Genomic DNA, 16,735 nt, shown 5'->3' with positions numbered 1-16,735 from the left:
GACGCGGGTCCATCTCATACCACCGGAGTTTTTCCCACGGTACCATGCGGTACTGTGGTCTTATGCGGTATTAGCAGTCATTTCTAACTGTTATCCCCCTGTATGAGGCAGGTTACCCACGCGTTACTCACCCGTCCGCCGCTCAGTCACAACACTCTTCATTCCGAAGAAATCTAAGTAAAGTGCTTCGCTCGACTTGCATGTGTTAAGCACGCCGCCAGCGTTCATCCTGAGCCAGGATCAAACTCTCGTTAAAAGTGTTTGTATCCAGGTCAGAATTAACTACTAGCTAATTCTATCCCTTTTACTGTTCTTACCACCGAGATTAATCTCAGTGATGGGTGCATCATTATGATGCTGTTCTTAAAAATTTTCTCTATAAGAAATTTTCAAGGGTTTGTTGTCTATTGTTTAATTATCAAGGTTCTTTGCCGTTCTCAATAAGCGAACTTCCATATTTTACCATGTCCATTTTGCTTTGTCAAGAACTTTTTTATTTTTCTTTTTTTCTGTTTGCCTGTCCTCTCTCGAGTCAGCTTAAACATATTAGCATTTCCTGTACTAGTTTGTCAAGACATTTTTTAAAACTTTTTTACAAAATTTTCATTTTTTCTTAACACACTCAGATATGCCGTTCTGTAACTGTCGAAACTGTGTTTCGCCATGTAAACAGAACAAACGGAGAAGGAGGGATTTGAACCCTCGCGCCGCTATTAACGACCTACTCCCTTTCCAGGGGAGCCCCTTCGGCCAGCTTGGGTACTTCTCCAAAACGTCCGCTATTAAATATACACGAAACCAGCCTTCTTGTCTAGTCCTTTTTAATCTTTTTTTAATTTTCTTCTTTTTACATTTTACGCGGTAATTTTCAGACATTTTATGCCATATGCAGTCCGGCCCTCTTCGGCATTCTTTTTCAGCCGGAATTTAAACCAGCCATTTGATTAAATACGCAAACGAAAAGTAAGCCCCCTTTTTTTAATCAGGACCCTTTTCGTAAGATCCTTCTAACAGCCTGACGCTCAATTATATACAGAATCTGAAGGAAACGGGGGCATAATCTTCTCCACTTATATGCTGTCTTTGCCTGCCTGTAATTTCTTATTCACGTATTCCATGACCTCTTTCAGCGCTATCATAAACCAGGGCGTATAATGCTCCGGGTTTTCTTGGATATCGGACATAAGATCTTTCATTTTCACCCATCTTACCGCTTCCACTTCCTCTGGGTTTTCTGTCCAGGCGCCCCTGTACTCTCCTGCCAGCACATGGTCAAATTCAAACTCAGTCAATCCGTTTTCAAATGTATAGCGATAGACAAAGGACTGGATTTCTTCCAGATCCGTGGTCTTTATTCCCAGTTCTTCCTGAAGACGCCTGCAGGCTGCCTGATATACGCTCTCCCCCATTCTCGGGTGCGAACAGCAGGTATTGGTCCATAATCCGCCGCAGTGATATTTTTCTTTTGCCCGCTGCTGCAGCAGTATTGCGTCATCCTTATACAGAAATACGGAAAACGCCCGGTGAAGGCGCCCCTCTTCATGGGCCCTCATTTTTTCCATACATCCAATTTTTTGGTCATTCATATCCACCAGAACGACCTGTTCCTGTAAGTTATCCTCCTTAACCCTCTCCATTCCTTCCTGTGGCTCCATTCGCTGTTTTCCTTCCATAAGTCTCTCCATTCCACCGTTCCTATATGACGGCATTATCATAGTAAAATATTTTTATTTATATATTATCACATTACTATGGCTAGTGCCAGCCACCTATTTCTCACAACTGGTCTTTACTAATAACTTTTCAAGGAGTACACCACAGTTTGTCTTTACCATGCCGATCTGATCCGGAGTGATGCCGTCTACATGAATTCCGCATCCGCAGATCACAATGCAGTTCTTTTTTTTCGCCAGGCTCTCTGCAAACCATCTGCCTATGTCTTCATCTTTGTGCCCGGTTCCGTTGATCACACTGGAGGTAACGCCAATGCCCTCACCGGTCAGACTCGGCCTTGCTATCGACATAACCACACTGCCTATGTGCGGTGTATCCCCGCCGTAAACTGCCAGCATGTAATCTTTTCCCATTTCGACCACCTCACATTGTACATAGTACCCGTTAAACAACTCCTGTCTTAGTACGCGGTCATTCATCCTGTATTTCCTCCTTCCCTTTCCATGGAACAAACTTATCATAAGAAATCCCAAACTGTGCCAAAATCTTACCTACGATATGGTTGATCTGATCGCCAATCGTCTTTGGCCCATTATAAAAAGTCAGCACCGGTGGAATAATTGTGCATCCTGCATCTGCCGCTTCTTTCATGTTCCTCAGGTGAATGCGGTTCAGAGGCATTTCCCTAGGAACCAATACAACTTTGCGTCCCTCTTTCAAACAGACATCTGCTGCACGGATAATCAGTGTATCCGCATAACCGGCTGCAATCCCCGCAAGAGACTTCATACTGCAGGGCATGACAATCATGCCTTCCGTCACAAAAGAACCGCTGGATATGGAGGCTGCCATATTTCTTTCATCGTGAACTACATCAGCAAGGGCAAGCAGCTTCTCCATGGGGATTTCACTCTCCAGTTCCCATGTTGCCTTTGCACCGCTGCTCAATACCAAATGTATTTTACACCCCTCTATACTTTTCAGAGCCTGCATCAAATAATAACTCATCTCTACACCTGTAGCGCCTGTTACACCAACAATAATTCTCATACCTCTACTTCCTCCCTTTTAATAAGCTTCTTTTATAGAAATAGGTCGGAAACTTTTCGACAAGCTCCGGCCTATATCATATTTATAAAATTTGTCCCTTAAGTTCCGGCTCTTTTACTGTTAACACACTGTTTTTCAACGCCAGGTCCTGTATTATACCAGACCTACTATATTCCACCAGAGTACTTCCACTAATACCAGAATAAATACTACAACTGTCAGCGGAACGCCAAGCCGGATTGTTTCCTTTTGTGTATACATTCCGTTTTCTTCACCCTGTCCCACCAGCATATTCAGATGATGGAATGGAAGAATATAGTGTGATGCGATTGCCATATATACGATAAGTGCTGTTACAATCGGTGGAATCCCCATAGATTCAGTCAGGATCAGAACAGAAGGAATAACAACTCCCATTACAGCGATTACAGAACCCATGAACATATGCACGATCATTGAAATCAGTGCAATCAGCAATGCTAATATGAAAAGATTTCCCGGCAGATTTTCAGGCAGAATTGTATTTGCAATCCACATATTCATACCGGTAGCCCCACCTACAGTACCAATCGCCATAGCAGATGTCAGAAATACCAATACATGCACCGGTACCTGCCCCCAGGATTTTACAGTAAGGACTCCTCCGATAAGCGGAAGGCTCATGCACATCGCTACGCCCATTGTGACCCATCCGATATCAATCCCATGAATCGAGTCTGTCATCCATAATATAATCGCAATAATAAGCCATATTGCAGTTCTCTTCTCCAAACTGCTCATCGGCCCCTGTGCTTTTTGTTTTTCTTCGATTTCCTGAAGATTGATGGTTACCGGCTGAGAAGGTTTGAAAAGAAACAGAATCAGAACCAGTGTAATTACAGATGCAACGATTGCCGGGATTCCCATATACTGGAACCACCCTATCCAGCCGATGCTTATACTGTCGCCTGCATAGGAGGCAGCCAGCGGATTGATGACACTGTCGCCGGTCAGGAAAATCAAAGATACCGGCACCGATGCCGCGAATACAGTGAAACCAATTTTAACTGCATCTACTTTCGGGATCTTAGCACTTTGAATCACGACTGCCATAACTGACATAATCAGGAATGCTCTCGGCCATGGATGTGGTATCAGTACACTCATGATAAACGTCAGCACAAAAATCGAAATAATGATTCCGTTGTAAGACCGCACAAATTTCTTGATAAATGCATATGCAATACGTTCGCCAAGACCGGAGTCTTTTACCGCCCCCGCAATCATATATGCTCCCATAACAAGCCACATGGTAGAGGAACCATACCATGATTTAAACACAAGGTCGGGTGTCGCAACCTTGCACACAATCAGCATAATCAGATAAAAACCACCTACAAAGCCCGACTGCGCCACATTTGTCGCCCACCATACTACGGTCATTAAACTTAATGCCAGACATCTCTGACCTTCTGGTTCCATTCCGGATAATGGTAAAAGCATAATAACAACCGCCACTGCAATACCCGCCAGAAAGCCTATGACTTTCTTGTTCATTAGTAGACCCCCTTTTACTCATTTATTTTTATTTAACTATTCTTGTAGTTTGATATCATTTTCAGCCATATTTACCAGAAGGCCTGTTCTGGTAATGGAACAGGCCCTCTCGTCATTTGATCTCAGAACACTTCATTAATCAAGCGGTGGTACCGGCGGAATAACCTGTAATTCCGGGATCTCTTCCGGATTTAATTTGAATTTTTCATGAATATCAGGATTTTCTGTTGATCTCCATGAATACACACAAGTTTCACACACGTATACTTCCCATGCATCTCCAACCGGAGATTTTACCATTACTCTTATTTTGTCACTACCACAACGTGGACAAGTCATATCTTCTACCTCCTTCAATATTGCAGACATCCGCTCCTGCAGATGATTTACATGCCTTTTGTCTTATTTGAATAATTCGCGAAGTTTTTCTTCCCACTCACCTGTTTTTGCCGGGGGCTCAAGGAGTTCTACTGCACGCGGATTCGGCTCTGGCGCTACTGGTGTTGTCGCATCAATAATCATCTTTGTATGCATACCTGCCGGATAAGAGGAAGGATCAAGAGGCATACCAGGGCAGTTCGGAATAATTGCAACATCTTTGTCCGGTTTTACTCTCGATGCCATTGCCCACATAACCTGTTCCAGGTTAAATGGATCCACATATTCATCTACAACAATTACGATCTTAGTATAAGGCATACCGTGCGGTGTGGATAACAGACGGAATGCAATGCCTTTTCCATATCCGCCATAACGGCATTTGGTAGAAATAATTGCGATATGCCCATGCATATACATTGCATTCAATGCTACCAGTTCCGGGAACCCTTCTTTAATCTGTTTGTACAGAGGTACAGAAGTATTCAGTGCCATCAGATAATCAATCTCTGTCCATGGGATACCAAGATACAGATTCTCAAAAATCGGATCTGTTCTGTGTGTAATATGCTCAATCTTTACAACACACTGATTACGTGCTCCTGAGTATGAGCCGGGGAACTCACCGAATGGTCCTTCCACTTCACGTACGCGGGGCTCGATGTAGCCTTCCAAAATAACCTCACTTCCTGCCGGAACATAGAGGTGATCACTCAAATCAGCTTTTACAATGTCAATCGGAACTCCATCCTGAAGCGCACCTACAAACTCATATTCATTTTGCGTATATCCAACCGGTGTGGAAGCCATGAAGGTTACCAGCGGGTTATTACCAAGCGCAATTGCGATCGGCACTTTCTCATTTTTACGTTCAGCTTTTTCCAGCTGCACAGCGATATCGTGCATAGCCAGGGCCTGAATACCAATTCTGTCTTTATCTTTCACCTGAATACGATATGTACCTACATTCATTTTATCGAAGTTGCCCGGATCTTCCGGATCAGCAGTTACCACCGATGCCTTGGAGATAAAGAAACCGCTGTCCTGATCATTGATTCTGTAAAGCGGGAGGACTTCAAAAAGATTGATGTCTTTATCCACTACATTTTCCTTGCATGGAGCCGCATCTCTTTCAACAATATTGGGCGGTACCGGGAATTTATCCCATCTGCGGTTCAGTTCAAAAAACTGTTCCTTAACCGGTGTGTCTTTTGGCATGCCCATCATTAACGCATGATTTGGCCATGAACCGTGAACGTTTGTTACTACCTTCCCTTGATAACCGTTGATGTTTTCGAATAATACAGCCGGCCCGTTTTTGATATTTGCTGCCGCACGTCCTGCAGATGCAATATCCGGCTCAGGCATCACTTCTTCTTTCACTCGTACCAGTTGACCTTCTTCCTCCAGGGTCGCCAGAAATTCCCTTAAGTCTTTGTATACTTTTGCCACGCCTTTTCCTCCTTACCTATTCGCTGATTAATTTAGAAACCTCTTGTTACATTTTGTTAATTTAGTTCAACAAAGCGCTTTTGTTTACGAGTTCATTATAGGTTTTTTCAGCCGTAAAACGCAATTCACATTTCTCCCGAGTATTATTCCATAATGGAATTGCAGGTTTATCAACGCATTTAGTATAATATTTAACAAATGAGATGTGCTCTGGATTACCCAGCCTATAATCCAGGAATATCCTGTCGAAATTCGAATAGAATATAAAATAAAATCCCGCATGAATCACGGAGGTGTGGCATATGACCCTTTCACAGATCATGTATTTTCTCGCAGTTGTAAAGCATAAAACCTTTACGCAGGCAAGCGACGAACTATACATATCCCAATCTTCTTTGTCCAAACAAATTAAAGCTCTGGAATTGGAACTTGGACACACCCTTTTTATTAGAGAGGCCAAAGAAAACTCTTTGACTCCCGCGGGTGAACGCTTTTTGGAATATGCAACTAAATTTTCCAAAGATTATTCCTCCATGATGTCTGACTTAAATCAGATAAATGGCAATTTGTCCAAGACGGCTTTAATTTTAGGGGTACTCCCCATCATCAACGAATATAGCCTGAACAATGATATTGTTTTTTTCCAGAAGCTCATCGGCTCCTCCAATATCTATATAAATCTGCTGGAACGGGAACAGGAGGAATTGCAGAATATGATGCAGTTTGGGCAGATTGATGCGGCAATTCTCCGCACAGATTCTTTTGACTTGTCCAAATATGAATATGTAACCTATTTAGAAGAAGAACTGGTTCTTATATATCCTGATAAGATGGAGCACTTGGATAAAGAGTATGTAACACTGGAGGAGATCGCCGACCATCCCCTCATTTCCTTTGATGAGTCCTCCTCACTCCACACAACCATCAAGCAGTTATTTCACGAAAGAAACCTATATCCTAGATTTTCTTATCTTTATAAGCATCATGAACAGATCCTGTCCATGGTAAATGCGAATTTTGGTGTTGCCGTTATACCGGGCAATTTAGTAGCCGCCGCAGTGTTTCCAAACATCAGGGTGGCTCATTTTAAGAAACCTATCAAATCAAAGATCTGCCTTGTACGTCCAAAAAACGTGCCGGCATCGGAGCCTCTGAATCTGCTCTTCAAGTATTTTGAATCTACTTATCAAGAAATGGACAAGGAATCATTTTCTTAAATATCAGACATGCAATGCCGTCTTACATAAAAAAGACGCTGCATCAATAACCGTTCTGGCTCGAACCGTTCATTGATGCAGCGTCTTTTTTCGTATTTATCTTAACCGACAGTTTTTATAAAAAAATAGCAGAACCGATAACCTTACCGGATTCCACTACCTTTTGCTAAAACGGAGAGGGTGGGATTCGAACCCACGCGCCCTTGCGGACAAACGGTTTTCAAGACCGCCTCGTTATGACCACTTCGATACCTCTCCAGTCTCTTACCTGCACCTGGCAGAATAAGTTCAATTGTATTGTCAGCTTTCGCGACATTGGATATTGTAGCATATTTATGAAATATATGTCAATATCTTTTTTGTAATTTTTCACTGCGTCTTTTCAGAAACACCTCTGCCATCTCCAGGTCTTCGGGAGTTGTGATCTTTATGTTCTCATAGGAACCATAAACCAGCCTGATGGGATACCGCAGCATCTGCTCCACAACCATAGCATCATCCGTCACATTGATATAGCTTTCCCTCATCAGCATAGAATATGCACCTCTTACTAAATGATTTTCAAAAACCTGGGGAGTCTGCACCATCCACAGCCTGCTTCTGTCCGGCGTCGTTTCCACATTACCGTGTTCATCCGCCACCTTGATGGTATCTTTTACGGGCATGCCGACTACGCAGGCCTTGTGTTCCCGGACTTCCTCGTAAGCCCTCTCGATGATTCCGCTGTCCACAAAGGGACGGGCTCCGTCGTGAATAAAGACATAACCATGTTCCTCCAGTTCCTGAAGGCCGTTCCAGACAGAATGATAGCGTTCCGCGCCTCCGTGCATGATCCTGCTTACTTTTGTAAAATGGTACGGATTGACGATCTTCTCCCTGCAGTATTCTTCTTCCCCTGCTCCCGTTATCAGAAAAACCTCGTCAATAAGCGGTGAATCTTCGAAAGCTTTCAGAGAATAATAGAGTACCGGACGATCCGCAAGCAGCAGATACTGCTTGTGTACTTTTGTTCCCATTCTCTTTCCCTGCCCTGCCGCCAGTACAATGGCGGTACAATGTATTTTCCCCATATACACCTCTCTCGTTACCGCGTACCCCTTTCGGGTGTGCACAGGAATCCTCTCTCCTAACGTTCCCCCAGCTTCAGATTCGGCACCGCATTCAAATCCCAGCCATGCCTGGTTCCCGCCAAATATTCATAATAGGCGGCGGCCCCAATCATGGCTGCGTTATCCGTACAGTAAATCGGTGAAGGATAGAAAAATTCGATTCCTCTCTTTTCACAGGCTTCCTTCATTCCTTCCCTAAGGGCGCTGTTGGATGCCACACCGCCGGCAATGGCAAACTTGTTCATGCTGAATTCCTCCACCGCGTTCATGGAGTTTTCCACCAGCACATCCACGACAGCTTTCTGGAAAGAGGCGGCAATATCTGCCGGATTGTAGGTCTGTCCTTTCATCTGGCAGCCATTGATATAATTCAGAACCGCTGATTTCAGTCCGCTGAAGCTGAAATCATAAGGCGCGCCCTCTATATGAGCCCTTGGAAATTTAACTGCATCCGGATTCCCTTCTTTTGCCAGGCGGTCAATCTTCGGCCCTCCCGGATAGCCGAGACCGATGGCCCTCGCCACTTTATCATAGGCTTCTCCTGCCGCATCGTCCCGCGTGCGTCCTAAAATATCATATTTACCGTATTCTTTTACGCAGACAAGATGCGTATGCCCGCCCGACACAACCAGGCATAAAAACGGCGGTTCCAGGCTGGGATGTTCAATATAATTTGCAGAAATATGTCCTTCTATGTGATGTACGCCGATCAGGGGAAGCTTCTTTGCATAGGCAATTGCCTTAGCCTCCGCCACTCCCACCAGAAGCGCGCCCACAAGTCCCGGGCCGTATGTCACTCCAACCGCATCGATATCATCCAGCGTCATATTGGCGTCCTTAAGAGCCTGTTCTATTACCTGATTGATCTTTTCAATATGCTTTCTGGATGCAATCTCGGGCACCACGCCGCCATACAGCTTATGAAGCTCAATCTGGGATGAAATCACATTCGACAGCACTTCACGGCCATTGTTCACAACCGCGGCCGCAGTTTCATCGCAGGAACTCTCAATTGCAAGTATATTAATATTTCGAATTTCTTTCATAATGTGCCTCCTATTACCCGCTTCAAAGCTGATTCTCAGAAAATGCCAGTTCCACAGACATTCTGTCCTTGCCGGGCTTTGCCGCCGGAAAGATCTTTCTCACATCATCCATATACTCTTCCGGCCTGGTAAGGGATGGACTGTAGTGCGTCAGCCAAAGTTCCCCCACCTGCGCTTCCCTGGCCAGTTGTGCCGCCTCATAGAAGGTCATATGCTTATATTCTACCGCTTTTGCAGCTTTCTCTTTTTCTCCGTACATCCCTTCACATATAAACAGATCCGAATCCTTTGCATTTTCCCGGATGGACTCCGTCGGTCTTGTATCGGTTGTATAGGTAACTTTAATTCCTTTACGCGGAGCGCCCAGAACCATATCCGGCGTCAAAATCCTTCCGTCCAGTTCCACGGTCTCACCCTTTTGCAGCGGATTCCAGCATTGCATAGGTATCCCCTGCGCCTTCGCTCTTTCTATATCAAACTTTCCGGCCCTGTCGATCTCCAGTGTATATCCGTAGCAGAGTACATTATGGTTCACACGGAATGCCTTCAGGCGGTAGCCGTTCATCTCAAATGTCTGCTGCGCCCCTTCTATTTCTAAAAAACGAATCGGAAACGGAAGCTCCGGCGCGATGACTCTCAGCGCATTCACAACCCTTTCCAGTCCTTTGGGGCCAATCAGAGTAAGGGGTTCCCTCCGGTCCGCATTTCCCATCGTGAGAAGCAGTCCCGGAAGCCCGCTGATATGGTCGCCGTGATAATGTGTAAAACAGATGACGTCAATTGGCTTAAAGCTCCAGCCTTTTTCTTTGATTGCAATCTGTGTCCCTTCTCCGCAGTCTATCAGCAGACTGCTGCCGTTAAATCTCGTCATCAGGGCAGTCAGCCACCGATAAGGAAGCGGCATCATGCCGCCGCTTCCGAGTAAACATACATCTAACATATTATCCCTCTATTTCTGCCGGTATCTGAAATGATGCAAGGAGCTCATCATAGCAGGATTCACATAAATCAAAGGAATGTCTCTCTCCATCCTTATTCGAAAAGTATCCCCATGTATGATCCACACTCAGGATGCCTTCCTCCGCATGCCCATTTACGACCGGTATTTCTTTTCCGCATTTATTGCAGATAATTTTATTTACTTCTTTTGTTTCTTTTACTTGATACTGGCGCATACAAATTCCTCCTGTGTTGTGTACATTTCACTTTTGTTACGCCTTCATTATATCGGCTTTTGAGCTGATTTCATACTGGGAAGTGCTTCCTCAATTACCGTAACTATTTACATCCCCATGCATATAGCCCTGGCATCTGCCAATTATCTTCCCAGCCTTCTGCTCATCAGCACAGCATCTTCCTTCGGATCATCGTAAAAATTCTGCCTGATGCCATCCTCCGCAAACCCCTCTTCTTCATAGAAGGTGCGTGCCGCCGCGTTGCTCTCCCGCACATCCAGAAGTATTTTATTGATCTTTCTTTCTTCACATATATTTTCCAGTTTCAGCATCAGATGGCTGCCTGCCCCTTGCCGCCTGGATTCTTTCTCCACTGCAATGCGGACAATCTCTGCTTCTCCCGCAGCCTCGTAAGCCAGCATATATCCTATAAGCCTTCCCGCCTTTTCTGCTGCTATACAGATTGTCTGCGGTTGATTGATGGTGTCCAGCACACTTGTCTCGCTCCATGGATCCGAAAATATCTGCCGCTCCATCTCAGCTGCAGCAGCCGCATCCTCCGCCCTCAGATACCGGATGATCAGCTCGGCCTGTTTTTCCCGCTCTGCACGTTCCCGTTCGGCCTGCGACACCCGGAGATACTCCGGCTGATGCTCCCCGGCAGTCTCAATCTTTCCGGCCTTGTAATACTGTATCCCCAGGGCCCCTACTGCTGCTGCACGCTGGCGGCTCATATAGGGCGGTGCAAAGGAATACGGCACCTGAATATACTTATCGATCACATCTCTGTGCACAGGTACACCGTCCCCCAGGAACACCACCGGCCTTCCATACGCATTCAGGCGGCGCAGCAGTTCGTCTATGGATACCGCCATCTGCATCTTCAGCACCTGAAAGCAGGGTTCCACCCGATTGGTCCCCTCTTTCCTGCCCGCTTTTTTTGAAAATGTATAAATCCCGGTATATACCTGATTTCTGCGCGCGTCCATAATCGGACATATGATATCCTCACATCCGTAGACTTGATATGCCAGGCCGTCCACCGTGGGAATGTGCAGCAAGGGTTTCTCCAGTGCAAGCCCCAGCCCTTTCGCCGTTGCGGAGCCGATACGCAGACCCGTAAAAGAGCCCGGCCCCCCCGCCACTGCGATTGCATCTATGGAAGCAAGATCCAGTTCCACCATCTTTGCCACTTCATCAATCATAGGCAGAAGTGTCTGTGAATGGGTCTTTTTATAGTCAATCGTATATTCCGCTATGGTTCTGTCCTCCTCCACTACCGCCACCGTGGCGGTCAGCCCGGAGCTGTCAATTGCCAATACCCGCATGTCATACTTCCTCTCTATAAAGGGGTAACAGTTCAGGCAGGCCTGAACTGCTACATAAAGGGGCCAGCACCCGTCTGCCCCCGTTCGTTATCCCTACATCTCTTCGATCGTTATTCTGCGATATTCAAATCCCTGTTCCAGATCTTTTTCTATAATCACTTCCGTACGATTTTCCGGGAGGATCTCTTCAATCAGGCCGGCCCACTCGATCAGAGAAACGCCCTGGCCCATAATATAATCCTCGTAACCCACTTCATCCATCTCCTCCACATCACCGATGCGGTAGACGTCAAAATGGTAAAACGGCAGCCGCCCTTCCCCGTATTCCTGAACGATTGTAAACGTAGGGCTGCACACAGGCTCCTCAATCCCAAGCCCTTTCGCAAATCCCTGGGTAAATACGGTCTTGCCCACACCAAGATCGCCGGTCAGGGTATATACCTGTCCCGGCTTCGCCTTCTGCCCCAGCCTGACGCCGATTTGAAATGTCTGTTCGGCACTTCTTGATTCCAATACCATATTCTCCCCTCTTTCAAGCTTAATTTACCTGCCGGATCCGAACCTTGTCCGGCGGCATGTGGGTAGAGATCATCTCTGCCGCAGCCGCCCATTTCTCTCCGATCTGATTCCTTGGAAAGATAACGGCACGGCTTTTATCCATATACAGCACAAGCGCCTGCCCAGTGGAAACCGCCCGTTGAAAGTCCTGCCAGGGGTTCTCGTTTTCCCGGTCTTCCTGTATCACTTTGACACCGTTGTCGGAAAGTTCATAACACAAAGGCTTTTTAAATACGGGCGTATTCTCCACCCGGCGTTTTGCCCGTATCCGGAGCATAACCGGCGGATACGCAAATACAAGTGCTGTGATGAAAAATAAAAGCACCGCACCCGCAGTCTTTCCGGACTCCGCCTGCTTCAGCCCCATCGCCAAAATCACAGTGCCAAAAACTACCTCCAGTATCCCTGACAGCTGTGTATAATTATGATGCAGCATAAAACTATACATTGCCTGCTGCGTCATTCGTATCTCAAATCTGACTGACATAGCCCATCCTTTCAAACGATTCTAATGATGGAACAGACGCAGTCCTGTAAATGCCATCGCCATCTGATGCCTGTTGCATGCCTCGATTACATTGTCGTCTCTCACTGATCCCCCCGGCTGAGCTACGTACTTTACGCCGCTTTTGTAAGCGCGCTCGATATTATCGCCAAAGGGGAAGAATGCATCAGAACCAAGCGCCACACCGGTGAGCTTATCAAGCCATTCGCGCTTCTCTTCCCTGGTAAATACTTCTGGTTTTTCTTTAAATGTATTCTCCCAGACGCCGTCGGCAAGGACATCCATATATTCCTCTCCGATGTACAGATCAATGGCATTGTCTCTGTCTGCACGCCTGATATCATCTTTAAACGGCAGTTCCAGTACCTTGGGGCACTGACGCAGCCACCAGTTGTCTGCTTTTTGTCCTGCCAGTCTTGTACAGTGAATCCGGGACTGCTGCCCTGCCCCGATGCCGATTGCCTGCCCGTCTTTTACATAGCATACGGAGTTGGACTGAGTATACTTCAACGTAATCATTGAAATCGCCAGATCCATTTTGGCTGATTCCGGAATGTCTTTATTCTCTGTAACTACATTTGCAAAGAATTCCTCATCAATCTTCAGTTCATTCCTTCCCTGCTCAAATGTAATTCCAAATACCTCTTTGCGCTCCAACGGAGCCGGAACGTAGTTCGGGTCAATCTCTATGACATTATAGTTGCCATTTTTCTTCTGCTTTAAAATCTCAAGAGCTTCCGGCTCATAGCCGGGTGCAATCACACCGTCTGACACCTCTCTCTTAATCAGCCTTGCGGTGTCCGCATCGCAGACATCAGACAGGGAAATAAAATCACCAAAAGAGGACATCCTGTCGGCTCCCCTCGCTCTCGCATATGCGCATGCCAGAGGAGACAGCTCACCCAGGTCTTCTACCCAGTAAATCTTAGCCAGTGTTTCATCCAAAGGAAGCCCTACGGCAGCCCCTGCCGGAGACACATGTTTAAATGAGGTCGCAGCCGGCAGGCCGGTGGCCTTCTTCAGTTCACTGACCAGCTGCCAGCCATTGAACGCATCCAGAAAGTTAATATAACCCGGGCGTCCGCAAAGCACCCTGATCGGCAGTTCGCTGCCATCCTCCATATAGATTCTGGACGGCTTCTGGTTCGGGTTACAGCCATATTTCAATTCTAATTCATTCATTTTATCCTTCGCTCCTTATTGATTCTTATTTACAATCTTTGTCTCGTATTTTCCGTTCTCGATATCTATATAACGCACAAAAAGAGAAACCTTGTTGTCCTCATTCAGACTGTTCCACAAAATCTCTGTGAAGCGTTCGATATCATCCGGAACAGATATCAGCTTTGGCTCTCCCTCAAAACTCGGCAGGGGGGTTCCATCACACATGTATGTATGGATAAAATGTCCCTCTCCCGCCAGAGGATTTTCATAAGCGAATGTATACCTGCTGCAGCTCTCCGGATTCCCATTGCTGCTCTTTAAGATAGACATTGCATAGTTATATCTGCCGTTTTCCAGGTGCATAATCCCGGAAATACGGGGTGTATAGTTAGGGCCATCCGGCTCAAATTCTCTTGAGCGCAGACTCTGCTCAAATGTCATCTGCCTGTCCATGCCTTCATATATGGTGTCTGTCTGATCCCCGTTTGTCACGATCGTTTTATTGCCCAGTACGCGAACCGGTGCATAAATAATAAGGCTCGGGTCTGTCAGTTTGGAAGGGTCGAACGCCTGTGTCCTGATTCCTTCCCCATCTTCCACAAAGATGCGGTTGCGGCTGTTCTCGCTTCTTCCCATAATGAAATAAGCAGTCACGGCTTTTTTGCCGTCTTCACTCTTCCCAATGATAATACCTCTCCCGGGATACGAGTTATTCTTTAATTCCTGCTCGATTGATAACATTTTCATAAGATGGCTCTCCTTTGAATTTCATGATTATTTCGCTGTATACAGACTTATTATACCTGCGAACTCGCGTAAGTTCAATAACTAAGCTGAGTTTTTTCTCATGCGCACTTTGCTGATCCGATTCCCCTTCATCTCCTCAATAGAAAATTCCACCTGGTCTGCCGCAATTGTTTCCCTGCTCTCCTTGCCCGGAATATACCCCAGTTGTTCAATCAGATATCCTGACAGGGTGTCATAATTCTCCGTAACCAACTTCAGTCCCATCTCTTCGTTCAGGTCATCTATGAGAATCCCGCCGTCCAGCATATATTCATTTTCATTCAGCAGAATAATCTCCTGGACAACTTCTTCATATTCCTCGCTGATTTCTCCCATAATCTCTTCAACCAGGTCTTCCACCGTAACAATTCCTGAAAAACCGCCGTATTCGTCTACCAATACAGCCATGTGCTTTCTGGACTTCTGAAGGTCCCGGAACAATTCATCCGCATCCTTTGTGTCAGGCACGAAATAGGGCTTACGAACCACTTTCCTGATATCCAGGCCGTCCCAGCCCTTCTTGCACACTTCAATCATCACGTCCTTGATATGAAGAATTCCGATGATATTATCAATATTCCCCTCATACACAGGGATTCTGGAATGTCTGGATTCCAGAATTTCATCTGCCAGAGTCGCAAAGGGCTCCTCCACATCCAGCACATACACGTCCCGTCTCGGCACCATAACTTCCCGGGCCGTCCTGTCGTCAAATGAAAATACGGAATTAATCATCTCCCGCTCTTCATCCTCAAAAGTACCATTTTCATTTCCCATCTTCAGCAGGGCTTTGATTTCTTCTTCTGTCACAGCCTCTTCCTGATCCTCTGTCTTCAGCCTGAGCAGCCGCAGGACAGCTTTCGTCGATACAGACAATAGCTTAATAAACGGGGAAAGTATCTTAGAAATATAGTGGACCGGCATAACCGTCACCATACAGAACGCCTCCGCCTTCTGCAGTGCAATCCTTTTGGGCACAAGCTCACCAAACACAAGGTTAAAGAACATCAAAAGCAGAGTCACGCCATTTCTGGCAATCGCCATACTGTACGGTACATTCATGTTCTCAAGCCATGCCGCAAGCGTAGGCGCAATCCCCGCCGCCGCAGATGCACTGGAATAAAATCCGGCAAATGTTATCGCTACCTGAATCGTTGAAAGAAACTTCGTAGAATCCTCAAAGAGGCTTTGGATCACGACTGCCTTTTTATTCCCCTCCTCCGCAAGGCTCCTGATCCTGTTCTTATTCACAGAGACCACAGCCATCTCGGCGCCGGCAAAAAAAGCATTCATGAGCGTGAAAAATAATAAGAGTAACAGTTGAAATAAAATCGTGTTCCCGTCAGGGTCTGAGTCCATAGTAAAAAATAATCCTCCTAATAATAATTTTTTACGCCTGTGGCGTTTACATTCCGGAAAGGGGCTCCCCTCTTTGCAGAATGTTTTTAGATGGAGTATAGCATGAAGCAGACTATTTGGCAATACTGAAATTTTTATAGAAACTTACTTTTGCTTGTAGATGGATGAGGGGGGGACGCTTTATGACAGGGAGACCGGGGAGGTACTGGGGCTGTATATGCCGTTGCGATATGCACCCGTGCGCCAACTGCTCCTAGGACAACCGCTGCCGGATAGGCGGGTACGCTGAACACATCACGGGAAATCTGATGATTTCCCGCGCTGGGTTCAGCAAAAACTTGATTTGGTGATCAAGTTTTTCCCCGCCTATCCGGCATCGGCTGTTCAAGAATCACTAA

General features: G+C 46.0%; 17 protein-coding genes, 2 tRNA genes and 1 rRNA gene. 1 reads left to right on the top strand and 19 read right to left on the bottom strand.

Features of this window, described 5'->3' with window-relative positions; all coding sequences use genetic code 11:
- The 8 genes from ARB69_RS24005 to ARB69_RS23970 all read right to left on the bottom strand — a co-directional run.
- Positions 1 to 256: ribosomal RNA gene (locus ARB69_RS24005) — 16S ribosomal RNA — on the bottom strand; the annotation flags it as partial.
- Positions 257 to 679: 423 nt separating this feature from the next.
- Positions 680 to 769: transfer RNA gene (locus ARB69_RS24000), tRNA-Ser, on the bottom strand.
- 301 nt (positions 770 to 1,070) lie between these two features.
- Entirely contained in the window at positions 1,071 to 1,673 is a 603-nt protein-coding gene (gene idi / locus ARB69_RS23995) for an isopentenyl-diphosphate Delta-isomerase (protein WP_082202931.1), read from the bottom strand.
- A 96-nt stretch (positions 1,674 to 1,769) separates the two neighbouring features.
- Positions 1,770 to 2,153: a hypothetical protein gene (locus ARB69_RS23990; protein WP_055155232.1), complete on the bottom strand. Its 384-nt coding sequence runs from the start codon at positions 2,151 to 2,153 to the stop codon at positions 1,770 to 1,772.
- On the bottom strand, positions 2,146 to 2,724 hold the full coding sequence (locus ARB69_RS23985) for a UbiX family flavin prenyltransferase (protein WP_050640377.1): 579 nt from the start codon (positions 2,722 to 2,724) through the stop codon (positions 2,146 to 2,148). Before ARB69_RS23985 ends, ARB69_RS23990 begins: the two co-directional genes overlap by 8 nt.
- A gap of 153 nt (positions 2,725 to 2,877) precedes the next feature.
- Positions 2,878 to 4,260, bottom strand: coding sequence for an SLC13 family permease (locus ARB69_RS23980; protein ID WP_050640378.1), 1,383 nt, complete (start codon positions 4,258 to 4,260; stop codon positions 2,878 to 2,880).
- Between the two features lie 135 nt (positions 4,261 to 4,395).
- On the bottom strand, positions 4,396 to 4,629 hold the full coding sequence (locus ARB69_RS23975; protein ID WP_275891926.1) for a non-oxidative hydroxyarylic acid decarboxylases subunit D: 234 nt from the start codon (positions 4,627 to 4,629) through the stop codon (positions 4,396 to 4,398).
- Positions 4,630 to 4,662: 33 nt separating this feature from the next.
- Positions 4,663 to 6,090, bottom strand: coding sequence for a non-oxidative hydroxyarylic acid decarboxylases subunit C (locus ARB69_RS23970; RefSeq protein ID WP_050640379.1), 1,428 nt, complete (start codon positions 6,088 to 6,090; stop codon positions 4,663 to 4,665).
- A gap of 302 nt (positions 6,091 to 6,392) precedes the next feature.
- Here ARB69_RS23970 and ARB69_RS23965 point away from each other — a divergent pair, with 302 nt between their 5' ends.
- Positions 6,393 to 7,307, top strand: coding sequence for a LysR family transcriptional regulator (locus ARB69_RS23965; RefSeq protein ID WP_050640380.1), 915 nt, complete (start codon positions 6,393 to 6,395; stop codon positions 7,305 to 7,307).
- A gap of 172 nt (positions 7,308 to 7,479) precedes the next feature.
- Here the strand turns inward: ARB69_RS23965 and ARB69_RS23960 are convergent.
- The 11 genes from ARB69_RS23960 to ARB69_RS23910 all read right to left on the bottom strand — a co-directional run bounded on the left by ARB69_RS23960 (position 7,480) and on the right by ARB69_RS23910 (position 16,337).
- A tRNA-Ser gene (locus tag ARB69_RS23960) sits at positions 7,480 to 7,565 on the bottom strand.
- An 89-nt stretch (positions 7,566 to 7,654) separates the two neighbouring features.
- Entirely contained in the window at positions 7,655 to 8,377 is a 723-nt protein-coding gene (gene ispD / locus ARB69_RS23955) for a 2-C-methyl-D-erythritol 4-phosphate cytidylyltransferase (protein ID WP_055155231.1), read from the bottom strand.
- 56 nt (positions 8,378 to 8,433) lie between these two features.
- A complete protein-coding gene (tsaD, locus tag ARB69_RS23950) occupies positions 8,434 to 9,462 on the bottom strand; it encodes a tRNA (adenosine(37)-N6)-threonylcarbamoyltransferase complex transferase subunit TsaD (RefSeq protein WP_050640382.1) in 1,029 nt (342 codons plus the stop codon).
- Positions 9,463 to 9,484: 22 nt separating this feature from the next.
- Entirely contained in the window at positions 9,485 to 10,402 is a 918-nt protein-coding gene (locus ARB69_RS23945) for a ribonuclease Z (protein WP_055155230.1), read from the bottom strand.
- Position 10,403: 1 nt separating this feature from the next.
- Positions 10,404 to 10,637, bottom strand: coding sequence for a hypothetical protein (locus tag ARB69_RS23940; protein ID WP_025656175.1), 234 nt, complete (start codon positions 10,635 to 10,637; stop codon positions 10,404 to 10,406).
- Between the two features lie 143 nt (positions 10,638 to 10,780).
- The gene (locus tag ARB69_RS23935; protein WP_050640384.1) at positions 10,781 to 11,965 is read right to left on the bottom strand and encodes a bifunctional tRNA (adenosine(37)-N6)-threonylcarbamoyltransferase complex dimerization subunit type 1 TsaB/ribosomal protein alanine acetyltransferase RimI; all 1,185 of its coding nucleotides are present in this window, start codon (positions 11,963 to 11,965) and stop codon (positions 10,781 to 10,783) included.
- 93 nt (positions 11,966 to 12,058) lie between these two features.
- The gene (gene tsaE, locus ARB69_RS23930; protein ID WP_050640385.1) at positions 12,059 to 12,484 is read right to left on the bottom strand and encodes a tRNA (adenosine(37)-N6)-threonylcarbamoyltransferase complex ATPase subunit type 1 TsaE; all 426 of its coding nucleotides are present in this window, start codon (positions 12,482 to 12,484) and stop codon (positions 12,059 to 12,061) included.
- Between the two features lie 19 nt (positions 12,485 to 12,503).
- Positions 12,504 to 13,010, bottom strand: a complete 507-nt coding sequence (locus tag ARB69_RS23925; RefSeq protein WP_055155229.1) for a YcxB family protein — start codon at positions 13,008 to 13,010, stop codon at positions 12,504 to 12,506.
- A gap of 21 nt (positions 13,011 to 13,031) precedes the next feature.
- Positions 13,032 to 14,210, bottom strand: a complete 1,179-nt coding sequence (locus ARB69_RS23920; protein ID WP_050640387.1) for a phosphoribosylaminoimidazolecarboxamide formyltransferase — start codon at positions 14,208 to 14,210, stop codon at positions 13,032 to 13,034.
- Positions 14,211 to 14,225: 15 nt separating this feature from the next.
- Positions 14,226 to 14,939 (bottom strand): IMP cyclohydrolase, encoded by a 714-nt coding sequence (locus ARB69_RS23915; protein ID WP_055155228.1) that lies wholly within the window; start codon positions 14,937 to 14,939, stop codon positions 14,226 to 14,228.
- Between the two features lie 81 nt (positions 14,940 to 15,020).
- Positions 15,021 to 16,337, bottom strand: a complete 1,317-nt coding sequence (locus ARB69_RS23910) for a hemolysin family protein (protein ID WP_050640389.1) — start codon at positions 16,335 to 16,337, stop codon at positions 15,021 to 15,023.
- Positions 16,338 to 16,735 lie beyond the last annotated feature (398 nt).

Source organism: Faecalicatena contorta, from assembly GCF_001404335.1.
GTDB lineage: Bacteria > Bacillota > Clostridia > Lachnospirales > Lachnospiraceae > Faecalicatena > Faecalicatena contortus_B.
The sequence above is the reverse complement of the archived record's forward strand: the minus strand, read 5'-3'. Positions and strand labels throughout refer to the sequence as shown.